The 17,949-nt window shown below is 43.3% G+C and carries 16 protein-coding genes and 2 pseudogenes; 8 read left to right on the top strand and 10 right to left on the bottom strand.

What is annotated here, in order from left to right; all coding sequences use genetic code 11:
- Positions 1-131 precede the first annotated feature (131 nt).
- The 5 genes from ACOMA8_RS10100 to ACOMA8_RS10080 form a co-directional block, all read right to left on the bottom strand.
- Positions 132-452 carry a PTS lactose/cellobiose transporter subunit IIA gene (locus tag ACOMA8_RS10100; RefSeq protein WP_161899543.1) on the bottom strand — a complete coding sequence of 107 codons (321 nt, stop codon included), beginning with the start codon at positions 450-452 and terminating at the stop codon, positions 132-134.
- Between the two features lie 67 nt (positions 453-519).
- Positions 520-840 carry a PTS sugar transporter subunit IIB gene (locus ACOMA8_RS10095; protein WP_161899542.1) on the bottom strand — a complete coding sequence of 107 codons (321 nt, stop codon included), beginning with the start codon at positions 838-840 and terminating at the stop codon, positions 520-522.
- Between the two features lie 146 nt (positions 841-986).
- Positions 987-3,704 carry a sigma-54-dependent transcriptional regulator gene (locus tag ACOMA8_RS10090; RefSeq protein ID WP_161899541.1) on the bottom strand — a complete coding sequence of 906 codons (2,718 nt, stop codon included), beginning with the start codon at positions 3,702-3,704 and terminating at the stop codon, positions 987-989.
- A gap of 171 nt (positions 3,705-3,875) precedes the next feature.
- A complete protein-coding gene (locus ACOMA8_RS10085; RefSeq protein ID WP_421370466.1) occupies positions 3,876-5,156 on the bottom strand; it encodes a DEAD/DEAH box helicase in 1,281 nt (426 codons plus the stop codon).
- Entirely contained in the window at positions 5,143-6,183 is a 1,041-nt protein-coding gene (locus ACOMA8_RS10080; protein ID WP_421370464.1) for a Gfo/Idh/MocA family protein, read from the bottom strand. Before ACOMA8_RS10080 ends, ACOMA8_RS10085 begins: the two co-directional genes overlap by 14 nt.
- 29 nt (positions 6,184-6,212) lie before the next feature.
- Here ACOMA8_RS10080 and ACOMA8_RS10075 point away from each other — a divergent pair.
- Positions 6,213-6,290: pseudogene (locus ACOMA8_RS10075) on the top strand (hypothetical protein); the annotation flags it as partial.
- On the opposite strand, the pseudogene sfsA reads toward ACOMA8_RS10075, so the two are convergent.
- Positions 6,288-6,950: pseudogene (gene sfsA / locus ACOMA8_RS10070) on the bottom strand (DNA/RNA nuclease SfsA); the annotation flags it as partial. The pseudogenes ACOMA8_RS10075 and sfsA sit on opposite strands and share 3 nt — an antisense overlap.
- Positions 6,951-7,108: 158 nt before the next feature.
- Here sfsA and ACOMA8_RS10065 point away from each other — a divergent pair.
- The 3 genes from ACOMA8_RS10065 to ACOMA8_RS10055 all read left to right on the top strand — a co-directional run bounded on the left by ACOMA8_RS10065 (position 7,109) and on the right by ACOMA8_RS10055 (position 9,290).
- A complete protein-coding gene (locus ACOMA8_RS10065; protein ID WP_161899537.1) occupies positions 7,109-7,465 on the top strand; it encodes a DUF4828 domain-containing protein in 357 nt (118 codons plus the stop codon).
- A 110-nt stretch (positions 7,466-7,575) separates the two neighbouring features.
- On the top strand, positions 7,576-7,722 hold the full coding sequence (locus ACOMA8_RS10060) for a hypothetical protein (RefSeq protein WP_202622184.1): 147 nt from the start codon (positions 7,576-7,578) through the stop codon (positions 7,720-7,722).
- 266 nt (positions 7,723-7,988) lie between these two features.
- Positions 7,989-9,290 (top strand): serine hydrolase, encoded by a 1,302-nt coding sequence (locus ACOMA8_RS10055; protein ID WP_421370462.1) that lies wholly within the window; start codon positions 7,989-7,991, stop codon positions 9,288-9,290.
- Positions 9,291-9,622: 332 nt separating this feature from the next.
- Here the strand turns inward: ACOMA8_RS10055 and ACOMA8_RS10050 are convergent, their stop codons facing one another.
- Positions 9,623-10,114: a GyrI-like domain-containing protein gene (locus ACOMA8_RS10050; protein ID WP_421370459.1), complete on the bottom strand. Its 492-nt coding sequence runs from the start codon at positions 10,112-10,114 to the stop codon at positions 9,623-9,625.
- Between the two features lie 357 nt (positions 10,115-10,471).
- Here ACOMA8_RS10050 and ACOMA8_RS10045 point away from each other — a divergent pair, with 357 nt between their 5' ends.
- Complete coding sequence (locus ACOMA8_RS10045) at positions 10,472-11,677, top strand: YdcF family protein (RefSeq protein WP_421370457.1); 1,206 nt, start codon at positions 10,472-10,474, stop codon at positions 11,675-11,677.
- Positions 11,678-11,797: 120 nt separating this feature from the next.
- On the opposite strand, the gene ACOMA8_RS10040 is transcribed toward ACOMA8_RS10045, so the two are convergent.
- Together ACOMA8_RS10040 and ACOMA8_RS10035 are read right to left on the bottom strand one after the other, a co-directional pair.
- Positions 11,798-12,301: an HD domain-containing protein gene (locus ACOMA8_RS10040; RefSeq protein ID WP_421370455.1), complete on the bottom strand. Its 504-nt coding sequence runs from the start codon at positions 12,299-12,301 to the stop codon at positions 11,798-11,800.
- A gap of 106 nt (positions 12,302-12,407) precedes the next feature.
- Complete coding sequence (locus tag ACOMA8_RS10035) at positions 12,408-13,181, bottom strand: TrmH family RNA methyltransferase (protein WP_421370453.1); 774 nt, start codon at positions 13,179-13,181, stop codon at positions 12,408-12,410.
- A 120-nt stretch (positions 13,182-13,301) separates the two neighbouring features.
- Here ACOMA8_RS10035 and ACOMA8_RS10030 point away from each other — a divergent pair, with 120 nt between their 5' ends.
- The 3 genes from ACOMA8_RS10030 to ACOMA8_RS10020 all read left to right on the top strand — a co-directional run bounded on the left by ACOMA8_RS10030 (position 13,302) and on the right by ACOMA8_RS10020 (position 15,767).
- Entirely contained in the window at positions 13,302-13,586 is a 285-nt protein-coding gene (locus tag ACOMA8_RS10030) for an acylphosphatase (RefSeq protein WP_161899531.1), read from the top strand.
- Positions 13,587-13,785: 199 nt separating this feature from the next.
- On the top strand, positions 13,786-14,751 hold the full coding sequence (gene yidC, locus ACOMA8_RS10025) for a membrane protein insertase YidC (RefSeq protein WP_161899530.1): 966 nt from the start codon (positions 13,786-13,788) through the stop codon (positions 14,749-14,751).
- Between the two features lie 74 nt (positions 14,752-14,825).
- Positions 14,826-15,767, top strand: coding sequence for an AEC family transporter (locus ACOMA8_RS10020; RefSeq protein ID WP_161899529.1), 942 nt, complete (start codon positions 14,826-14,828; stop codon positions 15,765-15,767).
- A gap of 109 nt (positions 15,768-15,876) precedes the next feature.
- On the opposite strand, the gene glyS is transcribed toward ACOMA8_RS10020, so the two are convergent.
- A complete protein-coding gene (gene glyS / locus ACOMA8_RS10015) occupies positions 15,877-17,949 on the bottom strand; it encodes a glycine--tRNA ligase subunit beta (RefSeq protein WP_421370449.1) in 2,073 nt (690 codons plus the stop codon).

Here is a 17,949-nt window from a genome sequence, read left to right as displayed (position 1 = left end):
ATTTCTTCCTCATATCATAGGTTATGAAAATACGACAACCAACAATCGTACTTCCGATTAGGTGAGCAGAGAGACGGCCATATTCTTTTTTAAGATTTGCGGCTCTAAGCCACCTAGTGCGAAATAATTGCTTATTCCGCGTCGATGCGACGGTACAAGTCGATAATCTCTTTTGCCAAGTCCGTAAAGGCAATGGCTGTCATCAAGTGATCTTGGCTGTGTACGGTCAAAAGAGTCACTTGCACATGGTCACCTTGTGCTTCTTGCGTCAACATACCTGTTTGGGCATGGTGAGCCTCTGTCAAAGATTTTTCTGCGTCGGCAATTTTTTGGTCAGCCAGTTCGAAATCTCCTTGTTTTGCGGCTTGGATAGCCTCCATCGCGTCACTTTTTGCGTTACCACCATACATGATCAATCCCATGATGGCTTCCAAGTTTGGTTGATCTTCCATGTGAAATTCCTCCTAGATAATTGTTTCAAATTAGCTGTTAATTAAGTTTTGACCTGGATAGATGAGATTACTCGCCCATCAGCTTTTCAGCTTGTTCTAAAACTTTTTCACCGTTCATCATTCCGTAGTCGGCCATATTGATAACATCCAATGGAATTCCTTTCGGCGCCAGTTTTTGTTCAAACTGTGATTTCATAAAACGGACTTGAGGGCCTAAAAGCAGAACATTAACGTCTTTTTCCTCCAAGCTGTTGTCCGCATCAGAAGCAGAAACTGCAAAAATATCTGCATCTACACCTTTTGCTTCAGCAGCTTTCTGCATTTTGGTTACCAAAAGACTGGTACTCATTCCTGCAGAACACACTAACATAATCGTTTTCTTCGCCATTCATCTCACTCCTTTCTAAGATTACTTACACTTATTTATAATGCAAAAAGCGTGCCAACTTTAGAATTCCTTAAAAAAAAGAGCGAAACCCTACTAAATCAAGGTTTCGCTCTAGACCATTTTGCTACACACTGTGTGTTTTTCACTTACACACTGATGTTCTGTGTAAAAGTGAATGGGGATTGTAATTTATTTTCTAATAGCATCTGTGTCAAAAAGGCAATCTCGTCTTCCGGTATTTGAAAATCAAACTCTTTTTCCAACGGCATCAGATTAGTTGTAACCAAGTCGTTTTCCAAACGGTATTTTTTTACAAAGCCTGGAAGATCTTTAAATCGTCGTGTAGGTTCACCTTTCAGCAAGCCGTCGATTAAGAAAGCTACATGAACCAAGACTCCTGCTTCAACACTGGGTTCAACGACGGCATGCATCTGTTCTTGAATTAATCGTAGCGCACGTTGCAGCTTCTTCATTAAGCCTCCGACATCTCCAATCTCTGTTAATGTGTTTTCCAGTGAGGCAACAATTTTTTTCATTGGAACTTCATCAGAGATTACTCGTTGCAAAACTTTGATTCGTTCATTATCAAAAACTTCATATGCAGAAAAGAACGGGATATTTTGATACTCAATTTCCACGGTTCCACAAATTGCTTTAATCTCATACTCTTCCAAAAGAGAATCGATGTGTTGAATAAAAACCTCTCGTTCAATAAATTGCATCTGAATGATTTCTACTGCCTGCTGATCGACAATTGGTTCGATTCGTTGGTATAGCTTGTGGGCAACACCTTCCCCAGTGAAGCAGGTCACGACCACCGCTTTTTTCAACTTGGAGTCGCTGATTGGTAAATGACTGTTTTCTCGAATAATGGAGCGGAAGGATTGCATGATATTTTGATAGATATCCTCCAAACTACGGCCAATGTCTGCCATTCGCAATGCTTCTACAACAATCATCGTACTTGTCATGGAGATTGCCTTGGTGCGAATCCCGGTTTCTTTGTAAATCAAGTCAGCAAAGGAATTCAACGACCCCATGTCAGTCAAAAGTAACAAGCCGTTACTCAAGCGGTCTTTATTTTCAGTAACGTGTTCCAGCAACTGGCGATACATGTCTTGCACTTCCATATCCAGACGCATGTTCATACCATGCCCGGTCTTAGTCCCTAAAAGCTCCTGCGCAGCTTCCAACATACTAGTCGCAGTTGCTTTTCCGTGCATCAATACTAAAACTTCGACTCCTTGCTCGATAGTTTTTCCGGTGTCACAAACCTGAATCGATAAAAACATACTGATGAAGCCAATTTCATCAAAGGGAATCTCCACTTGACATTCCTCTTCTATAATAGAGGAAAGATCCAAAGCGACCTGAAATTCCTTCTTCAGGTGTTTACGTACATTATTCAAGTCCGGGTGAACGATTGGGTGTCCGTCATGCAAACGTTCAATGGTACTTTGCAGATGCAAAGCAAATGCAAAGCGAGCCTTTTCATTGAATTGTCGCTCCAATCGCTTTTGTGCAATGTCATATAACTGATTGGTCAGCCGCCACAAATTCGATGGTAGCAAATCCTTGTGAATGGAATGCTCTGCTAATTGTTCCACATAGGTTTCAAAATAAGCATCCACATCTTTCATGATCAATTTTTCCAGATCAATTGTTGCTACGCCGGTATCAGTCAAATCAGATACTTTTTCTTCGATAGCGTTGTAAACCTGCATATTTCGTTCCGGATCTTGGGACCAGACGACCTCTGTTTCTCCCGGTTCAAAACTCAGATATTCACCTTTGCCTTCAAGAAATTTATCCAAACGATCCGCTAGTTCTTTGACTTTCAATAAGCCTTTTTGAACTTGCAATGAACAGTCTTCTTTTCGAATCAAGAGACTTTTTTGATTGTGGGTGCGATAGTGCAAGAATGCTTTAGCACAAACCAGTTTCAAATCCCGCTTGACCTGTCCGATGTTGCCTTCTGCCTCATAGAGCATAAAGGCCAAAATTGCCTCTTTCTCTACCTCGATACGCTGGATTAGACGATTGGCTTCTTGTTTGATGAACAATGTGATAATTTCATATCGTTCATCCAACGAACGCTCTGTTAAGCTGGGCATCGTGATAGAAACCGGAATTCGGCGATTGAACGTTGTTAGAAAATTATCGGAAGACTCCGTAGTGGCACCGATAATCTGCACAGAAGCCTCATAAGTCTGAGCGCTTTCTCCTAAAGGTCGATAGCTGCCTTTATCAATAAAAGTAAAGAGCATTTCTTGTCCTTCTGGTGGCAATCGATGGATTTCATCCAGAAACAAGATGCCACCATCAGCTTTCGCAATTAAACCTGGGCTGTCCTTTTCTGCCCCAGTATAAGCCCCTTTTTTGATACCAAAAATATGACCAAACAGCAATTGCGGATTTTGAGCGTAGTCCGCACAGTTAAAGGATACAAAAGGCGCATCTGCTTCAATAGAGTGGGAATGCAGTGCAAATTGATACATGCACTCGGCAAATAGCGATTTCCCGGTACCCGTCTCACCAAAAACAATGGTGTGTAATCCTCGCGGTGGATAGAGTATAGCCGCTTTAGCTTGTTGAACGGCGACCTTTAGTGAATTTTCTACCCCCACCAAAGAATCAAAAGAAACCGTTGACGAAGTATCCACATGGACCTCTTCTTCAGTCAACGGCTCATAGATCACCGGACGCCCGCTCAATTTCCGGACTCGTTTTTCTTTAGCTAGTTCATTTAAGTAACGGCTGATATTGCTGCGATCGATATGTAATAGTTCAGCCATTTGAACTGCTGTCATCCCTTGCTTGCGCATCTCAAGGGTGCGGAGGATCTCTTCTTTCCTTGAATTCATCGTTCTCTCCCTCATGAAACCATCATATTACACAGTAATTCTAACACAGATCATCTGTGTGTGGAAGATGCACTTTTCTTACTACTTTTTCTGAAAAAAGGACCGCACACTATCAATTGAAATTTCACAAAAGTTTGTTTCTTGTCCCGTTTCATCAGCAAAAGAGGCGCATTAACTGCGCCTCTTCCCTTTGTTTTTCTGTTTGCGTTTTCGATCTTTTTCCCGTTTGACAACCTTCTTAGGTGCGTCAGTGTGTAACACAGATGACTCACCTGTCGTTACTCTCGCTGTTTTTTTGGTTTTGCTCACCGTCGTAGTTTGTGTTACGTCTTTTTCAGGTGGTGTCGTTTGAAAACGACCACCATGAAGGTAGATTTCATTGAGCTGAATATCTGCTGCTTTGACCGTTTTCCGCAACTCTTTTAATTGGCGCTCGCCAATGATGGTCACCACGCTACCCTTGCGACCCATACGCCCTACTCGCCCGGAACGATGGAGATAAGCCGCTTCATCACCAGGAATATCGGCATTCACCACAAGATCCAAGCCTTCAATATCCAGACCACGGGCAGCAACATCCGTACTGAGGAGGCCTGCCAGCTTTTCATCACGAAAGGCAGTCAGCGCTTGTTTACGCAGAGTTTTTCCTTGATCAGAAGCCAATGACGCCACTGGCAACCCATGAAACAGCAGCTTCTCTTCAGCTGCTCCCAGATCGGCTAACTGGTTGAAAAAGATTAGACAGCGCTGATCCGGCTGATTTAGAATTCTTCGCAGGGCATCGACTTTTTTTCGAGAAGGCCAGATTAAATAAAAGTGATCAATGGCGCCCTTGCTTTCATCTGTCTCTGTGACATCAATCACTTTGAGAGCAGCCGGAGAAATTTCCCGAATCTCCGACAAAGCTTGATCGGCCGTAGCAGAAAAAAAGCTTAATTGACAATCTCGATTCAAATGTTTTAACAAACGCAACAATAACGGCTTTGCCCCTTGGCTGAGCAGTTGATCGGCTTCATCCATAACGCAGCTTTTGATTTGATGGGCCTTTAACTTCCGACTGTCCATCAACTCCACCAAACGACCAGGAGTCCCTACAATGATTTCCGGTCGATTTTTCAGCTTTTCCAATTGGCGTTTCAAATTGGCTCCCCCGATTACAGAGGCCACTGACAATTCAAGATCTCTACCCCAGATACGGGCTACCTCAGTGACTTGCATTGCCAACTCCTGGGAAGAAGTGACAATTAGCAGTTGCGTCCCTTGCCCTGCGACTACTTTTGTCAGTAGTGGCAATAAGTAGGCAATTGTTTTTCCCGTCCCAGTTGGTGAGATACCCACGAGATTATCTCCGGCTGTCAATGGTTCAAATACTTGTTTTTGGATGGCTGTTGCTTCTGAAAATTCCTGCTGCCAGCGCTTTTGCCAGACTTCAGGGAGTTTAGATTGACTCATGTTTTTCCTCATTTTCTGTAGATTGGTCTAAATCGGCGTCAAATACGACCCCGGCTTGTTTGCGTAGACGATAAATCACTTCATTGACGTTTCGGGACAATTCGACCCATTCTTCATATTGAACGCCAAGCTCACGATCAGAAGGATGGCGAATAATCTTGGCGAAGGCCTCTGCTTCTTCCACCATCGGATTATCTTGTATAACAATGGGCAGCTCTTTGCGGGAGCCACTGCCGCGATCGTAGTATTCAGCAAACTCAAAAGCGTTGATTCCGCTTAAAATCAAAGTGCCGTCTTCCAAATAAATCTCAGAGGGCAAGAAAGAATCGGCAATTTTTCCTTGCTGAATGGTTACATCAAACAAGTCATAGCGCAAAATAATCGTTCCTAAGCCGTCGACACCGGTATCGATGCGCCGGGCAAAGTAATGAACCTCATTGGGCATCCCAAACCAGCCCAATGCGGCATACAAAGGATAGATTCCTAAATCCTGCAACGACCCGCCGGAAAAATGCGGAGAAAAGATATTGGGCTCTTCCCCATTCAAAACCGCGTCGTAGCGAGAAGAATATTTCATGTAAGTAAAGTTTGCTCCCAAAATATGGTCTTTTACCGGCAGAAAATCAGCAATTGTGTCAAATGCTTTTTCATGAAGATTGCGCGCTGCTTCAAAATAGAAGACTCGTTTTTCATTGGCGCATGTGATAATGTCTGCCATTTCGGTGGGATTAGAAAATGCCGGCTTCTCGACAATAACATGGTGTCCTTTCAAAATAGCTGCTTTGGCTTGCGGATAGTGCAGACTATTTGGCGAGGCAATATAAACCACGGTCAAATCGGCTGCCGTCAAAAACTGTTCCAAGTCCGTCCAATAAGTAACCGCCTCCCCATATTTTTCTCCAAACTTGCGTGCAGTTGCTTCCTTGCGGGAATAGACAGCAGTCAACTGATACTGACCACTCTCGATTGCCGCTTGTACAAATTGATCGCTGATCCAATTGGTACCGATCACTCCAAGTTTCAACATTTCACTTCCTCCTTTGTAATTGCTGGTGCATGAGCGTTTTATACATTTGGGTCAACAAAAGGAAAATCGGGATCAAAAGGGACGGCTTTTTCTACGGCTACCTCTGCTGGCGTTACCCGACAGTTGTATGCCAAAACTTGTACACCGACAGCCTCTGCCTGTTTGATTTCCTCCAATAGAGACGGCTGCATCGCAGTATGAATCGTAGCCATCTGAATTTTTTCAAACTGTACGATAAACAAGACATAGCTATGGTAGCCGGCTCTTTGCGCATCGGCCAACTCTCTGACATGTTTTTGTCCCCGAAGTGTTGGGGCATCAGGAAAGGCGCCGATGCCCTGATTTTCCAGGGTCATCCCTTTGACTTCAATAAAGCCTTTTTCTTCGCCAACTGTTTCAAAGTACAAATCGAACTTCGAGTGTTCGAATGTGACCTCTGGTTTCAATAATTTCAGGCTTTCCTTCACACCCGGCAGTAGGATTTTTCCATTTTGCAGCCCTTCAACAGCCAATTTATTGGGCAGTTGACTGTCAATATTGATCCAACGATCGCCTTTTTTCACTGCCAGCAGATCATAACTGGTTTTTCTTTTGGGGCTCGGGCAATATTGTAATACCACTAGCGCATTGGGCAGGAGAACTTCTTTGCCCCGTCCAGTATTTTTAACGTGGACGACTACTTCGCTGCCATCATCCAGGCGGCAGCGCGCAATAAAGCGATTTTCTCTTACAATGAAACGAGCTGTCAACGTATTTTCATATTTCATTTTTTTCACCTGTCAAAATAGTACCACAAATATCTTAAAGACTTGTTAAAATCCAACCTAAGACCGAGGAAACCACGAGCAGCTCATGCTATACTTTGACCAATATCATAACAAAAGACAGGCCTGTGTTGCTGGTCTAAAACATCCGAGGTGATAACATGAAGAAACGTTTTCCAATTTTGGTAGGTATCTCTATTGTAACGGGGATAATCGGGTCATTAGCAGTTCGACGCAAGCAGCCTCCCGTACGAAACTATTACGAAGATTACGTTGGAAAATGGCGTTATCAAAAAGATCGACATCATCCGGCAGTGATTGTTTCAGTCACGCCTGACTATCAGGTTTTATTTCAAGATCGTCCAGAAATGGTTTCTATCGTGGAGTTAACTCCAAATCGTTTGGTCTTTTTAGACAAAATGGGTTACCACATCATTTTTGAAAAATGTGGTGATAACATGACGTTTTACGACGAGACGGAAGGCCACAGCTACCCGTTAGAATTTTTAGCGGAATAAAGCGTTTTTCTCGTTGAAATCATAAATAACTGCTATAATTGGTTTGTAAACAAGTTGAAGCTACTGTAAATATAGCAATATCGCATGTTACTGAAAAGGAGGTCTTTTCTATGTTTATGACTTTGATTACATTGTTTTCACTGCTGTCTTTGATTTTGGTTTTAGGCGTGTCGGCATACGCTGTTTTCCAATACATCACGTTAGAAAACCAGATGGAAAAAGTACCTGTCCGTGTCAAAAATGACTACCATCGCTAATTTTTGACGATTTAAGCGATTAATAAACTGCTGCAATTGCGGCAGTTTTTTTTGTGCGAAAAAAAGCTGCCCTCGCCCTTTGTGTCTTTACAATACCATTCTAGCGGCGAAAAGCTGAGTATTCAAGGCGCCTGATTGTTTTTGGCAGCTGTCTCTTGTCATGAAAAAACATTAAAGTCTTGTGACAAGCGTTGAATGTGCAGGAGATCTTTGATAAAATTTGGACTTGATATGACAAATACCTTTTATCGAATAGGAGTTTCATTATGACAAAACGCATTCGTTGCTTATTTCTGCCCTTTTTAGCACTCTTTTTGACTATCGCGGCTTTTAGTAGTCCTCAGGCCGCTGCTGCTGAGACTGATTTTACTGTTGCCTCCAAAGCTGCGCTGTCTGTCGATTTTGAGACCGGCAAAGTTTTCTATAATCAGGACGCGGATAAACCGATGGGAATTGCCTCTGTTACGAAGATTATCGGCTTATACCTGATTGAAGAACAAATAAAAGAAGGCAAGTTGAAATGGGAAGATCCCGTGACGATTTCAGAGGATGTCTCCAAACTCAGCGTTGCTCCTGATCTCTCCAATGTCGCACTGAACGCTGGCGAACAATATTCCGTCAAAGAGCTCTTCGAAGCAAGCTTCATCGCTTCTGGGAATGCCGCAATCGTGGCACTGGCAGAAAAAGTGGCTGGCAGCGAGCCAAAATTCGTTGATATGATGAAAGAGAAGGTAGAATCTTGGGGAATCAAAGATGCTACTTTGGTCAATGCTTCTGGTCTGAACAATAGTTACCTGGGAGAAAACATCTACCCTGGTACCGACAAAAATGACGAAAACCTGATGTCGGCTAAAGACGTGGCAATCGTTGCTCGTCACTTGCTAAAGGACTATCCTGAAGCATTGGAAACCGCCAAGACCCCTACCAAAATCTTTGCTGAGGGAACGACTTCACAAGTTGAGATGGTCAACTGGAACTGGATGCTGCCAGGATTTTTGAACTACAAAGAAGGCGTAGACGGCTTGAAGACAGGGACGACTGACCTAGCTGGTGCTTGTTTTGTCGGCACCATGATCAAAGACGGCCAACGAATCATTACCGTGGTTCTAAATGCCACCAACCATGAAGAAGACCCCAGCGCTCGTTTTATCGAGACGGCCAAATTGATGGATTATACTTATGCAAACTGGAAAAAAGAAGAAGTCTTACCTGCTGGAAGTCGCCTACCAGATATGACAACCATCAAAGTCAAAGATGGCGAAGAGCTGACTACCAAAGTATCGTTGAAAAGCGCGGTATCCTTGTGGGTACGCAATGATATGGATAAAACGAAGCTTACAATCACACCACAGCTGAACAAAGATGCTGCCAACGGTGAATTGCAGGCGCCAGTCATGAAAGGCGCCAAATTGGGGACCGCTCAAGTAGCTCTTGAACAAGATGACTTGGGCTACTTGGATGATACGACCCATGAATCAGAAATCATCGTAGACCAAAGTGTGGCTAAAGCGAACTTCTTTGTTCTTTTGGGCCGAAATATCAAAAATTTCTTTTCAAATTTGTTCTAAACCAGATGTTTTCTTATCACATCGGATGGTAGAACCCAAATGACTCTCCTTAAGCTCAGACTGGAAATTTCCAGTCTGAACTTTTTTGCGTTTTTTTTAGTTTCAGTGCAATAGATAGTTGTGCTCCACATTATTTTCAAGTAAAAGAAAGTCAATGCTCGAATTGCTGGCTGGTAGAACAAAGTAAAGAACGCTAACCGTCCTCGCTAAAATCAAGGTAGTCAGCGTTTTAAATTATCCTCAAAAAGACAAGGAATTATTCATGACCAGCATTACTTTTCCAGAAGCGTGACAGGTTTGTTGCCACTGCCTTCTCTTTTAAGTTCTAACTATTACTCATTGAGTATTCTGGTTGGAAAATATAAAACAACTTCCCCTGCAGCAAAATCAGGTTCATAGTATTCCTGGATTGCAGCAGCTAACGTCTCACCTTGTTGTGGAATAATTTCTGTCAGCATTTTTTCTGTCATCGCCACTAAATCCTGTGTATTGGTTTTGACGATTAAATATTCCATCGCTGGCAGATTCCAACGGATCCAACCAGGTGGTGTTGGTGTGTCAGCAGGGACTTCCATGCCTGCCAAGTAACAGCCCACTGCCTGCCAAGGGGTCAACCAAGCCGTTGAATCGCTCATCAGCCCCCACATTCGAATCTCAGTTAGCTCTTTTTGATTAACCACCGCTCCTAATTCTTCAAAGTGGTTATTGGCAGTTTCCCACAGTGGCGGAACCCAGGAAGAACCCTCCTCCGCCAGACCGTCTCCCAGTTTGCCAATAACTGCAAAAGCCGGCAATCGTACTTTTTGCACTTCACCCATTTCCATCCTTATCTCCTCCAGACTTTCCTATTCTTTACCAGTCACTTCCATCTACGCACCATCGACTGTGCAGCTTTTGTGACAAATTCTCATACTGGTAAACAAACAATCCATTTTATTTGTAGTTGTTCCCATTGTACCCCAAAATCACAAAACTCTGAACTCAGGTACTTTATCCGAGCAATCAAGGTAAAATTTGCTATACTAATTATGATTAAAAGAACGACTGATGTCCAAGTGTTGGTGGCAACATTTAAGAAGCTGAGACAACTATTGCCTCAAAAAAACGCAACCAGCCTATTTTCAAACAAACTGGCCTTCAGCGGTTTTTGGTTTATTGTTTTATTCAAGGAGGATTTTATTATGACAACGTTTATACCGGAGATTACTTTTGCAGTGGTCTTCCTTTTAGGCAATTTGGCTATGATCGTTTGGCGGCGCCGACAAGACGATCCGGACACTTTTTTCTTCTGCTGTATCTGGTCCCTAACAGCACTTTTTATCTATCTGGCCATCAGAGAACTTGCTATCGGCAGTTTCTTTATTCTGATTCCATTGCTATTTTTTGGCATATTTTTGTTGGCTTATTTCAAAGAAAAGGCCCGGCTAGCCAACGGACTGCTCTTCAATCTTTTTCTGATCGTTTTCGGGGGCTACCTGGTTTACAATCTATTTTCCACCGGTAGCCTAATTGTCGGCGGCTTGTTGGCAGTTGCGCTGGTAGCCCTCCTCCTAGTAGCAGCCTTTGGAATTATGACCTTGGTCGTTTTTCTCTATTGGAATGCTGCCGTCGTGATTAAAAAAGAATCCCATTCTCTGGCAAATCTGTTGACGCTACTTTTGGCCTTGTTTTTAACTGTATTTTTGATTTACGATTATTTTATCGCTCAACAGCTACCTAATTGGCTCAGTAGTTTTCTCAGTTGCTTGCCACTGATTATGATGTACTTTTTCATCGTTTTCTACAATTTTTTGACCGTTTCGGTATTGTATCAATTCAACCATCCCCGCTATGATCAAGACTACATCATCGTTCTGGGAGCCGGCCTATTAAGAGGAGAAAAAGTTTCTCCTCTTTTGGCTCGTCGAATCGATAAAGCCATCGAGTTTTACCGGTTGCAGCAAAAAGCCAAGAACAAGGCTGCCAAGCTGGTCATGTCTGGTGGGCAAGGTGCTGACGAAAAACTCTCGGAAGCGGCTGCAATGGCTGCCTATGCATTGGAGCAAGGGATCCCACAAGAGGATATTATTCTGGAAGACCACTCCACCACAACCCTTGAAAATATGCGCTTTTCTAAAAAAGTGATGGATGAACGCTCACCAGAAGGGTATAAAGTGATTTTCAGCTCCAATAACTATCATATTTTTCGTGGGGGCATGTTTGCCCATCAAGCTGGACTAAAAGCAGATGGCATCGGCGCGAAAACAGCACTGTATTATCTACCAAATGCCTTTTTACGAGAATATATCGCTATCTTGATGATGAACAAACGCCGACATCTGCTGGTGGTAGGGACTATTTTAATTCTGACTACTTTATTCGCTCTGCTTAATCTCTTCGTTATGTAAGTTGTTACTACTAGCCGAATACTCGGGCGGTAAGAACTCAGTTTCATATTTACAAGTATTGCTGTTTTACTACAAAAACCGCCTTGTCACTGAATTCAGTGACAAGGCGGTTTTAATTTATCAAACTGATTGTTTTTTAGGAAACCATTGGTGCCATTTGTGGCGCAAGTTTTCAGTCATTGGTTCCGATGCTTCTTTGATGGCGCAATACTTGTCCACCATCGTAACGATATAGCTTTCTTTGTATTTCGGTGGTGCAATGGTTGCTCCCCACATGTGCTTCAAGATAATGTCTCTTTCCAAATCAGAAAGCTCCGTGATCTTTTCGGCATTTTTGACAGCAATTCGTGGATGCATGTATGCATGACTGCCTTCATCAAACTTAGTTGTGCGCCAGTCATAGTAGAACAAATCATGCAATAACCCAGCACGAGCTGTTGCACGGGCATTTCCGCCCCATTTTTTTGCTAATTTGTAACTGTAATAAGAAACGCTCAGCGAATGTTCCAAGCGGGTAGAATTCACATGTTGTGTGTAATTTGCCAGTTTTTGGACCGCTTCGGTTGCCAGTAAGTCCTCAATATAGCTCATGTACTCCGGATCATCTTGCCATTTTTCGGTCATAGATTTGCAGTCCCCTTTAAGTTAAATGTACTCTTTTTGTAACTGGGTACAGTATAGCACCATTCAACTTACAGCAGTGTAAGGAACATCTAAGCTTAATACATCTTTAAAAAAAATTACCACTGAAATGATACATAAGGATTCCCGCGGCAACACCGACATTTAAGGACTCTGCTTTTCCATAAATTGGGATATAAAGGTTCAAATCTGTCATTTCTAATAAATTACGAGCAACCCCTTGCCCTTCGTTACCCATCAATAGCGCGACATTTTCTTCATTTTCCACTGTTTGGAATGGACGAGCCGCTTCATTTAATTCTGTTCCATAGACAGTCATACCGGCTGCTTTTAGTTCTGGAATAATGGTTTCCAGCGCTCCGTTTAAAATGGGCAAATGGAAATTACTGCCTTGCATGCTTCGTAACACTTTGGTACTAAAAGGATCAGCACAACCGACTCCCAAAATCACACCTGAAAAGCCGGCAGCGTCAGCGGTTCGTACCATTGTTCCTACGTTTCCAGGATCTTGGACGCGATCCAACAGCAACCAACGCCCTTTTTTGATGTCTGCTACCGGTTGTGCTTGACTGACCACGGCGATGATTCCTTGTGGGGTCGGTAAATCTGAAAGACTGTCCATGACCTCATCAGAAACTAGATATTGCTCCAATGTCTCGTAACGTTGCAGCCATTCCTGCCATTCCTGTAAGCCCCGTTGATTTACCAGAATCATTTGAATTGCTGCTTGGTTTTCTGCTGCTTCTTCCACTAGATGAAACCCCTCCAGCAAAAAGCGCCCCTGCTCTTGTCGGTGCTTTTTTTGATGCAGCTTACGTAATTCTTTAATGAGGGGATTTTTGACAGCTTGAATCTCTTTCATGTGTCGTCCTCCGTTTCTTTGCCTGAATTATAGCATACTTGTCAGCACATCTCTTGTTGCCCAACAAAAAAAACGGTATCATAAAGACAGTAATCATTTCATCGGAATGGAGGTGGCGTTATGAGAAAGGTCCATATGAATGTGACTGGGCGCGTCCAAGGGGTGGGCTTTCGTTATACCACCAAAATGCTTGCTGATCGCCTGGGAGTCACCGGCGCTGTTTGGAATGAGGCGGACGGTTCTGTCGGTATTGAGGCCGTAGCAGAGGACGCGGTAATGGATACCTTTATTGCTGCCATCAAAAAGTCCCCTTCCCCAGCGGGCAGAGTTGCTCGTTTGACTGTACGTGACGATGCAAAAATCAAAGAAAGAAGCCAGTTTGATGTTACTTACAGCCCGGATTAGTTGGCTATATTAAAGCTTTGATATGCGCTGTAATTGAGACTTTTTCATGAAGTCGTTGAAATCAACGGCTTTTTTTAGTATGATTATTCTTGTGCAATTTAGCTGTATCGATCCACTTTCATGCTTGCAAGAACGGTTTTCTTAGAGGATGATCGGCTTTTGATCCACGGTGAAAGTGTATGATGAAAGGAAGAAATCAATGAAAAAAATAAAAAATTGGCTGCTGGGTTCCGGCATGCTGATGCTCCTCGTATTCTTATCCGGGTGTGTCAAAATGACGACGGATTCAGCTGGAAAAACGATCCCGGATACTTCTAGTTTTATGTATAGAATCTTGGTAGCCCCACTAGATGCCTTGCTGAAAATGTTAGCAAATCTCGTAGGTGGGGACAATCGCTGGGGCTGGGCCATCATCTTGGTCACACTGATTGTTCGTTTTATCATCTTACCTCTTGGCATTCATCAATCTCGCCAGACGATGATCCAATCCGAAAAAATGCAATACATCAAGCCGCAATTGGACGCGGTTCAAGCGAAATTGAAAGCTGCAACAACGCAGCAAGAACAAATGGAAGCCCAGCAAGAGATGAGCGCTGTCTATAAAGAAAATGGTGTCAGCATGTTAGGTGGCATGGGCTGTCTGCCACTTTTGATCCAGATGCCGATCTTCTCGGCATTGTATACGACTGCCCGCTATTCGGAAAATCTGCAAAATGCCGTCTTCCTTGGCATTGACTTGAGTAAGCCGAATTTGGTATTCGTAATTGTCGCCGGTGTCTTCTACGCATTGCAAAGTGTGATTAGCTTAATCGGTATTCCTGAAGAACAGAAAAAACAAATGCGTACCATGTCTATCGTTTCTCCATTGATGATTATTATGTTCTCCTTTGGGGCACCAGCAGGAGTTACCCTTTATTGGGTGGTAGGTGGTTTCATCGCCTGCGTACAAACTTATATCACCAATGTCATTATGAAACCGCGGATTAAAGCTCAAATTCAAGCTGAAATGAAAAACAATCCGCCAAAAGTGGTGGTGACTCCACCAAAACAACAAGTAGAACCGAAAAAAGCTGAAAAAGTTTCTGATGGCGCTAATCGCAACCAACCGTCAAATCATAACCAAGGAAAAGGACGTAATTCCGGCAAACAGCAACGAAATAAATAACCACAACTGACATGCGTGACGGAATTGATTCCTCACGCATGTTTTTTCAATCTTTTGTAAAGCAGGTGCTGACTATGCTTCAAGCCTATTTAAATATTTTTGCCATTTTTGCACTGATGTTTTTAGGATACTATCTTTCCTACAAGCAATGGTTTTCCAATCGTACGGCAGATGTTTTTTCAAAAGTCGTATTGAACCTGGCGCTGCCTTTCAACATGTTTTTGAACATCACCGCTAACTTTTCCCGCTCTGAATTTTTGTCGCTATTTTCTGGAATGATCATCCCCTTATTGTCGATAGTGGCAACTTTTGGAATCAGCCTGATTTACCGTAAACTCGCCAAAGTCACCCCGGGTCGGCAAGGGACATTTTCCACGATGTTTACCTGTTCCAACACAATCTTTATCGGATTGCCCATCAACTTAGCGATTTTCGGTGAAAAGGCAATCCCTTATGTTTTGTTGTACTACATTGTCAACACCACCTTTTTTTGGACAATCGGAATCTATGAAATCGCCCAAGACAATCCAGATATCCAACACGCGCAGGTTTCATTTCATCCGCTGGTGCTCTTAAAAAAAGTTTTTACTCCGGCTTTAATGGGCTTTTTGATTGGCCTGGCTTGGGTCATGACTACTTTGCCAACCCCGTCATTTATCCAAAATTTTGGTGGCTATCTGGCAGATCTCACCACCCCCCTTTCCATGTTTATCATCGGCATTATCGTCTATTTCAGCGGCCTAAAGAATCTACGCATGAACCGCGACATTGTCGGTGTGCTGTTGGGCAGGTTTGTGATCTCCCCATTGATTGTTTGGGCTTTGGGTTTTGTCTTTCCCGTACCGCCTTTGATGCTCAGTGTTTTTATCATCCAGTCCTCCATGCCGGTTCAAAACTCGGTACCGATCCTCGCTCGCAATTACCATGCCGACGAAGAGTTTGGTGCATCTAGTCTCGGCTATTCTGTCTTATTGTATATGCTCTACATTCCGCTGCTGCTCAAACTGATCTTATAAACGCACTTTCTTCAAAGTATTTTTTTCTTGTCGCTGAATCTGGTGACTTCAAAACAAAAAACGCCGATCCGCACAAGAGATCGACGTTTTTTTGTTTTGGTATACTTATCTATTTGATGATCAATGAGTCCAGGCTTGCGACTGCCAGAGCCATTTTGGAGATAATTTTCAGTTGCGCTAACCGATTATGGCGGACTTTTTCATCTTCCACCATTACCATGGTCTCTTCAAAGTATTTCTCAATATACGGGCGCAGTGCTACCAAACCAGCATAGTTTTCTTCCATCGTTTGGCGAGGGAATTTTTGTTCCAAATCAGCTGCAACTTCAAACAAGGCTTTTTCAGCATCGTTTTCAAATAAGTTGGGATCCACATGATCTGTTGAATCTTCTGCTTTTTTCGCGAGATTGATCGCCCGGGTCAGGGCTTCCACGGACGGCTTGAACTCAGCATCGGCCACATGTTTGCGCAAAATTGTTGCAGCGGCAAAGAGTTGGGTCAAATCTTCTTGGTCGGCATTGATGACGGCATCAATCACATCGTGGCGAACATTTTCAGAAGTCAAGCGCTGACGCAGACGGGCTTTGATAAAGTCCAAGACGTCCTGCTGGCCACTTGACAGCTTGATTCCGAAGCGTTTTTCATCACTGTTGATCTTTTCATCAATAGCTTTTTGCAGCTGTTTCAACGGGAAGTACCAGCCCTTGTCTTCAACGATGCGCACAATCCCATAAGACTGACGACGCAACGCATACGGGTCATTGGAACCAGAAGGCACCATCCCTACTGCAAAGAAGGACAAGACACTATCCAGCTTGTCTGCAATCGCTAGAACTGCCCCGATATCTGATTGCGGCAGTTGCCCCTCAGCTGAGATTGGCAGATAGTGTTCACGAATCGCTTGGGCAACAGCCGGTTTTTCACCTTGTAGCAATGCGTATTTTTCACCCATGATTCCTTGCAGCTCTGGAAATTCTCCCACCATATTGGTGACTAAATCAAACTTATAAATCTCAGCTGCGCGCTTTAAGTCTTCTAATTGCTCGGTAGTCAAGCCTACCGTTTCACCGATAATCTGAGCTGCTGCTGCAACCCGCTGCATTTTTTCATAGATGCTGCCGATTTTTTCGTGGAAGGTGACATGTTTCAACTTATTGACCAACTCTTCAATGTTGAGTTTTTTGTCCTCGTTATAGAAGAACTCTGCGTCTTCTAAGCGAGCGGTCAAGACTTTTTCATTCCCTTTGGCTACATTTTCCAACTTCACATTATTCCCATTACGAACTGAGATAAAGTGTGGCAAAAGTAAGCCATCTTGATTGCGAACGTCAAAGTAACGTTGGTGCTCTTTCATGGAGGTGACTAAAACCTCTTCTGGCACAGCCAAGTATTTGTCTTCAAAATCACCAACAAAAGCAGTCGGGTATTCCACCAAGTTGTTGACCTCTTCTAACAACTCCCCGTCCATTTCGACTTTGAATTCATTTTTAGCAGCCAACTCAGCGATTTGTTCCACAATTAACTGTTTGCGCTTCATAGGATTGGCAATGACAAACTGTTCCGCCAATTTTTCTTCGTATTCAGAAGGATTGGAAAACGTGAGGTCCTCTCCCAAAAAACGATGACCGCGAGAGTGGCGACCAGTTTTGACATCCAAGATTTCAAAAGGCAAGACGTCATTATCCAACAATGCTACGATCCAATGAATTGGACGAATGTATTCAAAATCAAAATTACTCCAATGCATGGTCACTGGGAAGGTCAAACTCATAATGACATCTTTCAATCCAGTCAATACAGCTTCTGCGGATTCTCCTTTGACATACTTGGTTACGTAGACGTACTCCACACCTTTTAACTCTCTAAAAGTGATGGCATCTGTAGTCACACCTTGTCCCCGAACAAACCCTTGGGCTGCCTTGGACCAATTGCCTTCTCCATCCAATGCAATCTTTTTAGCAGGACCTTTGACTTCTTCTTGAATGTCTTCTTGTTTGTCAGCAATTTTCTCAATCAACACTGCCAAGCGCCGAGGAGTGGAAAAGGCTTTGATTGATTCAAAGCTCAAGCGATTGTCATCCAAAAAAGCCGTCACTTTGTTTTCCAACTGCTCCATGCTGGGAGTGACCACATGTGCGGGCATCTCTTCCAAGCCGATTTCCAGTAACAAATCTTTTGCCAT

It is taken from the genome of Enterococcus infantis (assembly GCF_049166715.1).
GTDB classification, from domain to species: domain Bacteria; phylum Bacillota; class Bacilli; order Lactobacillales; family Enterococcaceae; genus Enterococcus_C; species Enterococcus_C leclercqii.
The sequence above is the reverse complement of the archived record's forward strand: the minus strand, read 5'-3'. Positions and strand labels throughout refer to the sequence as shown.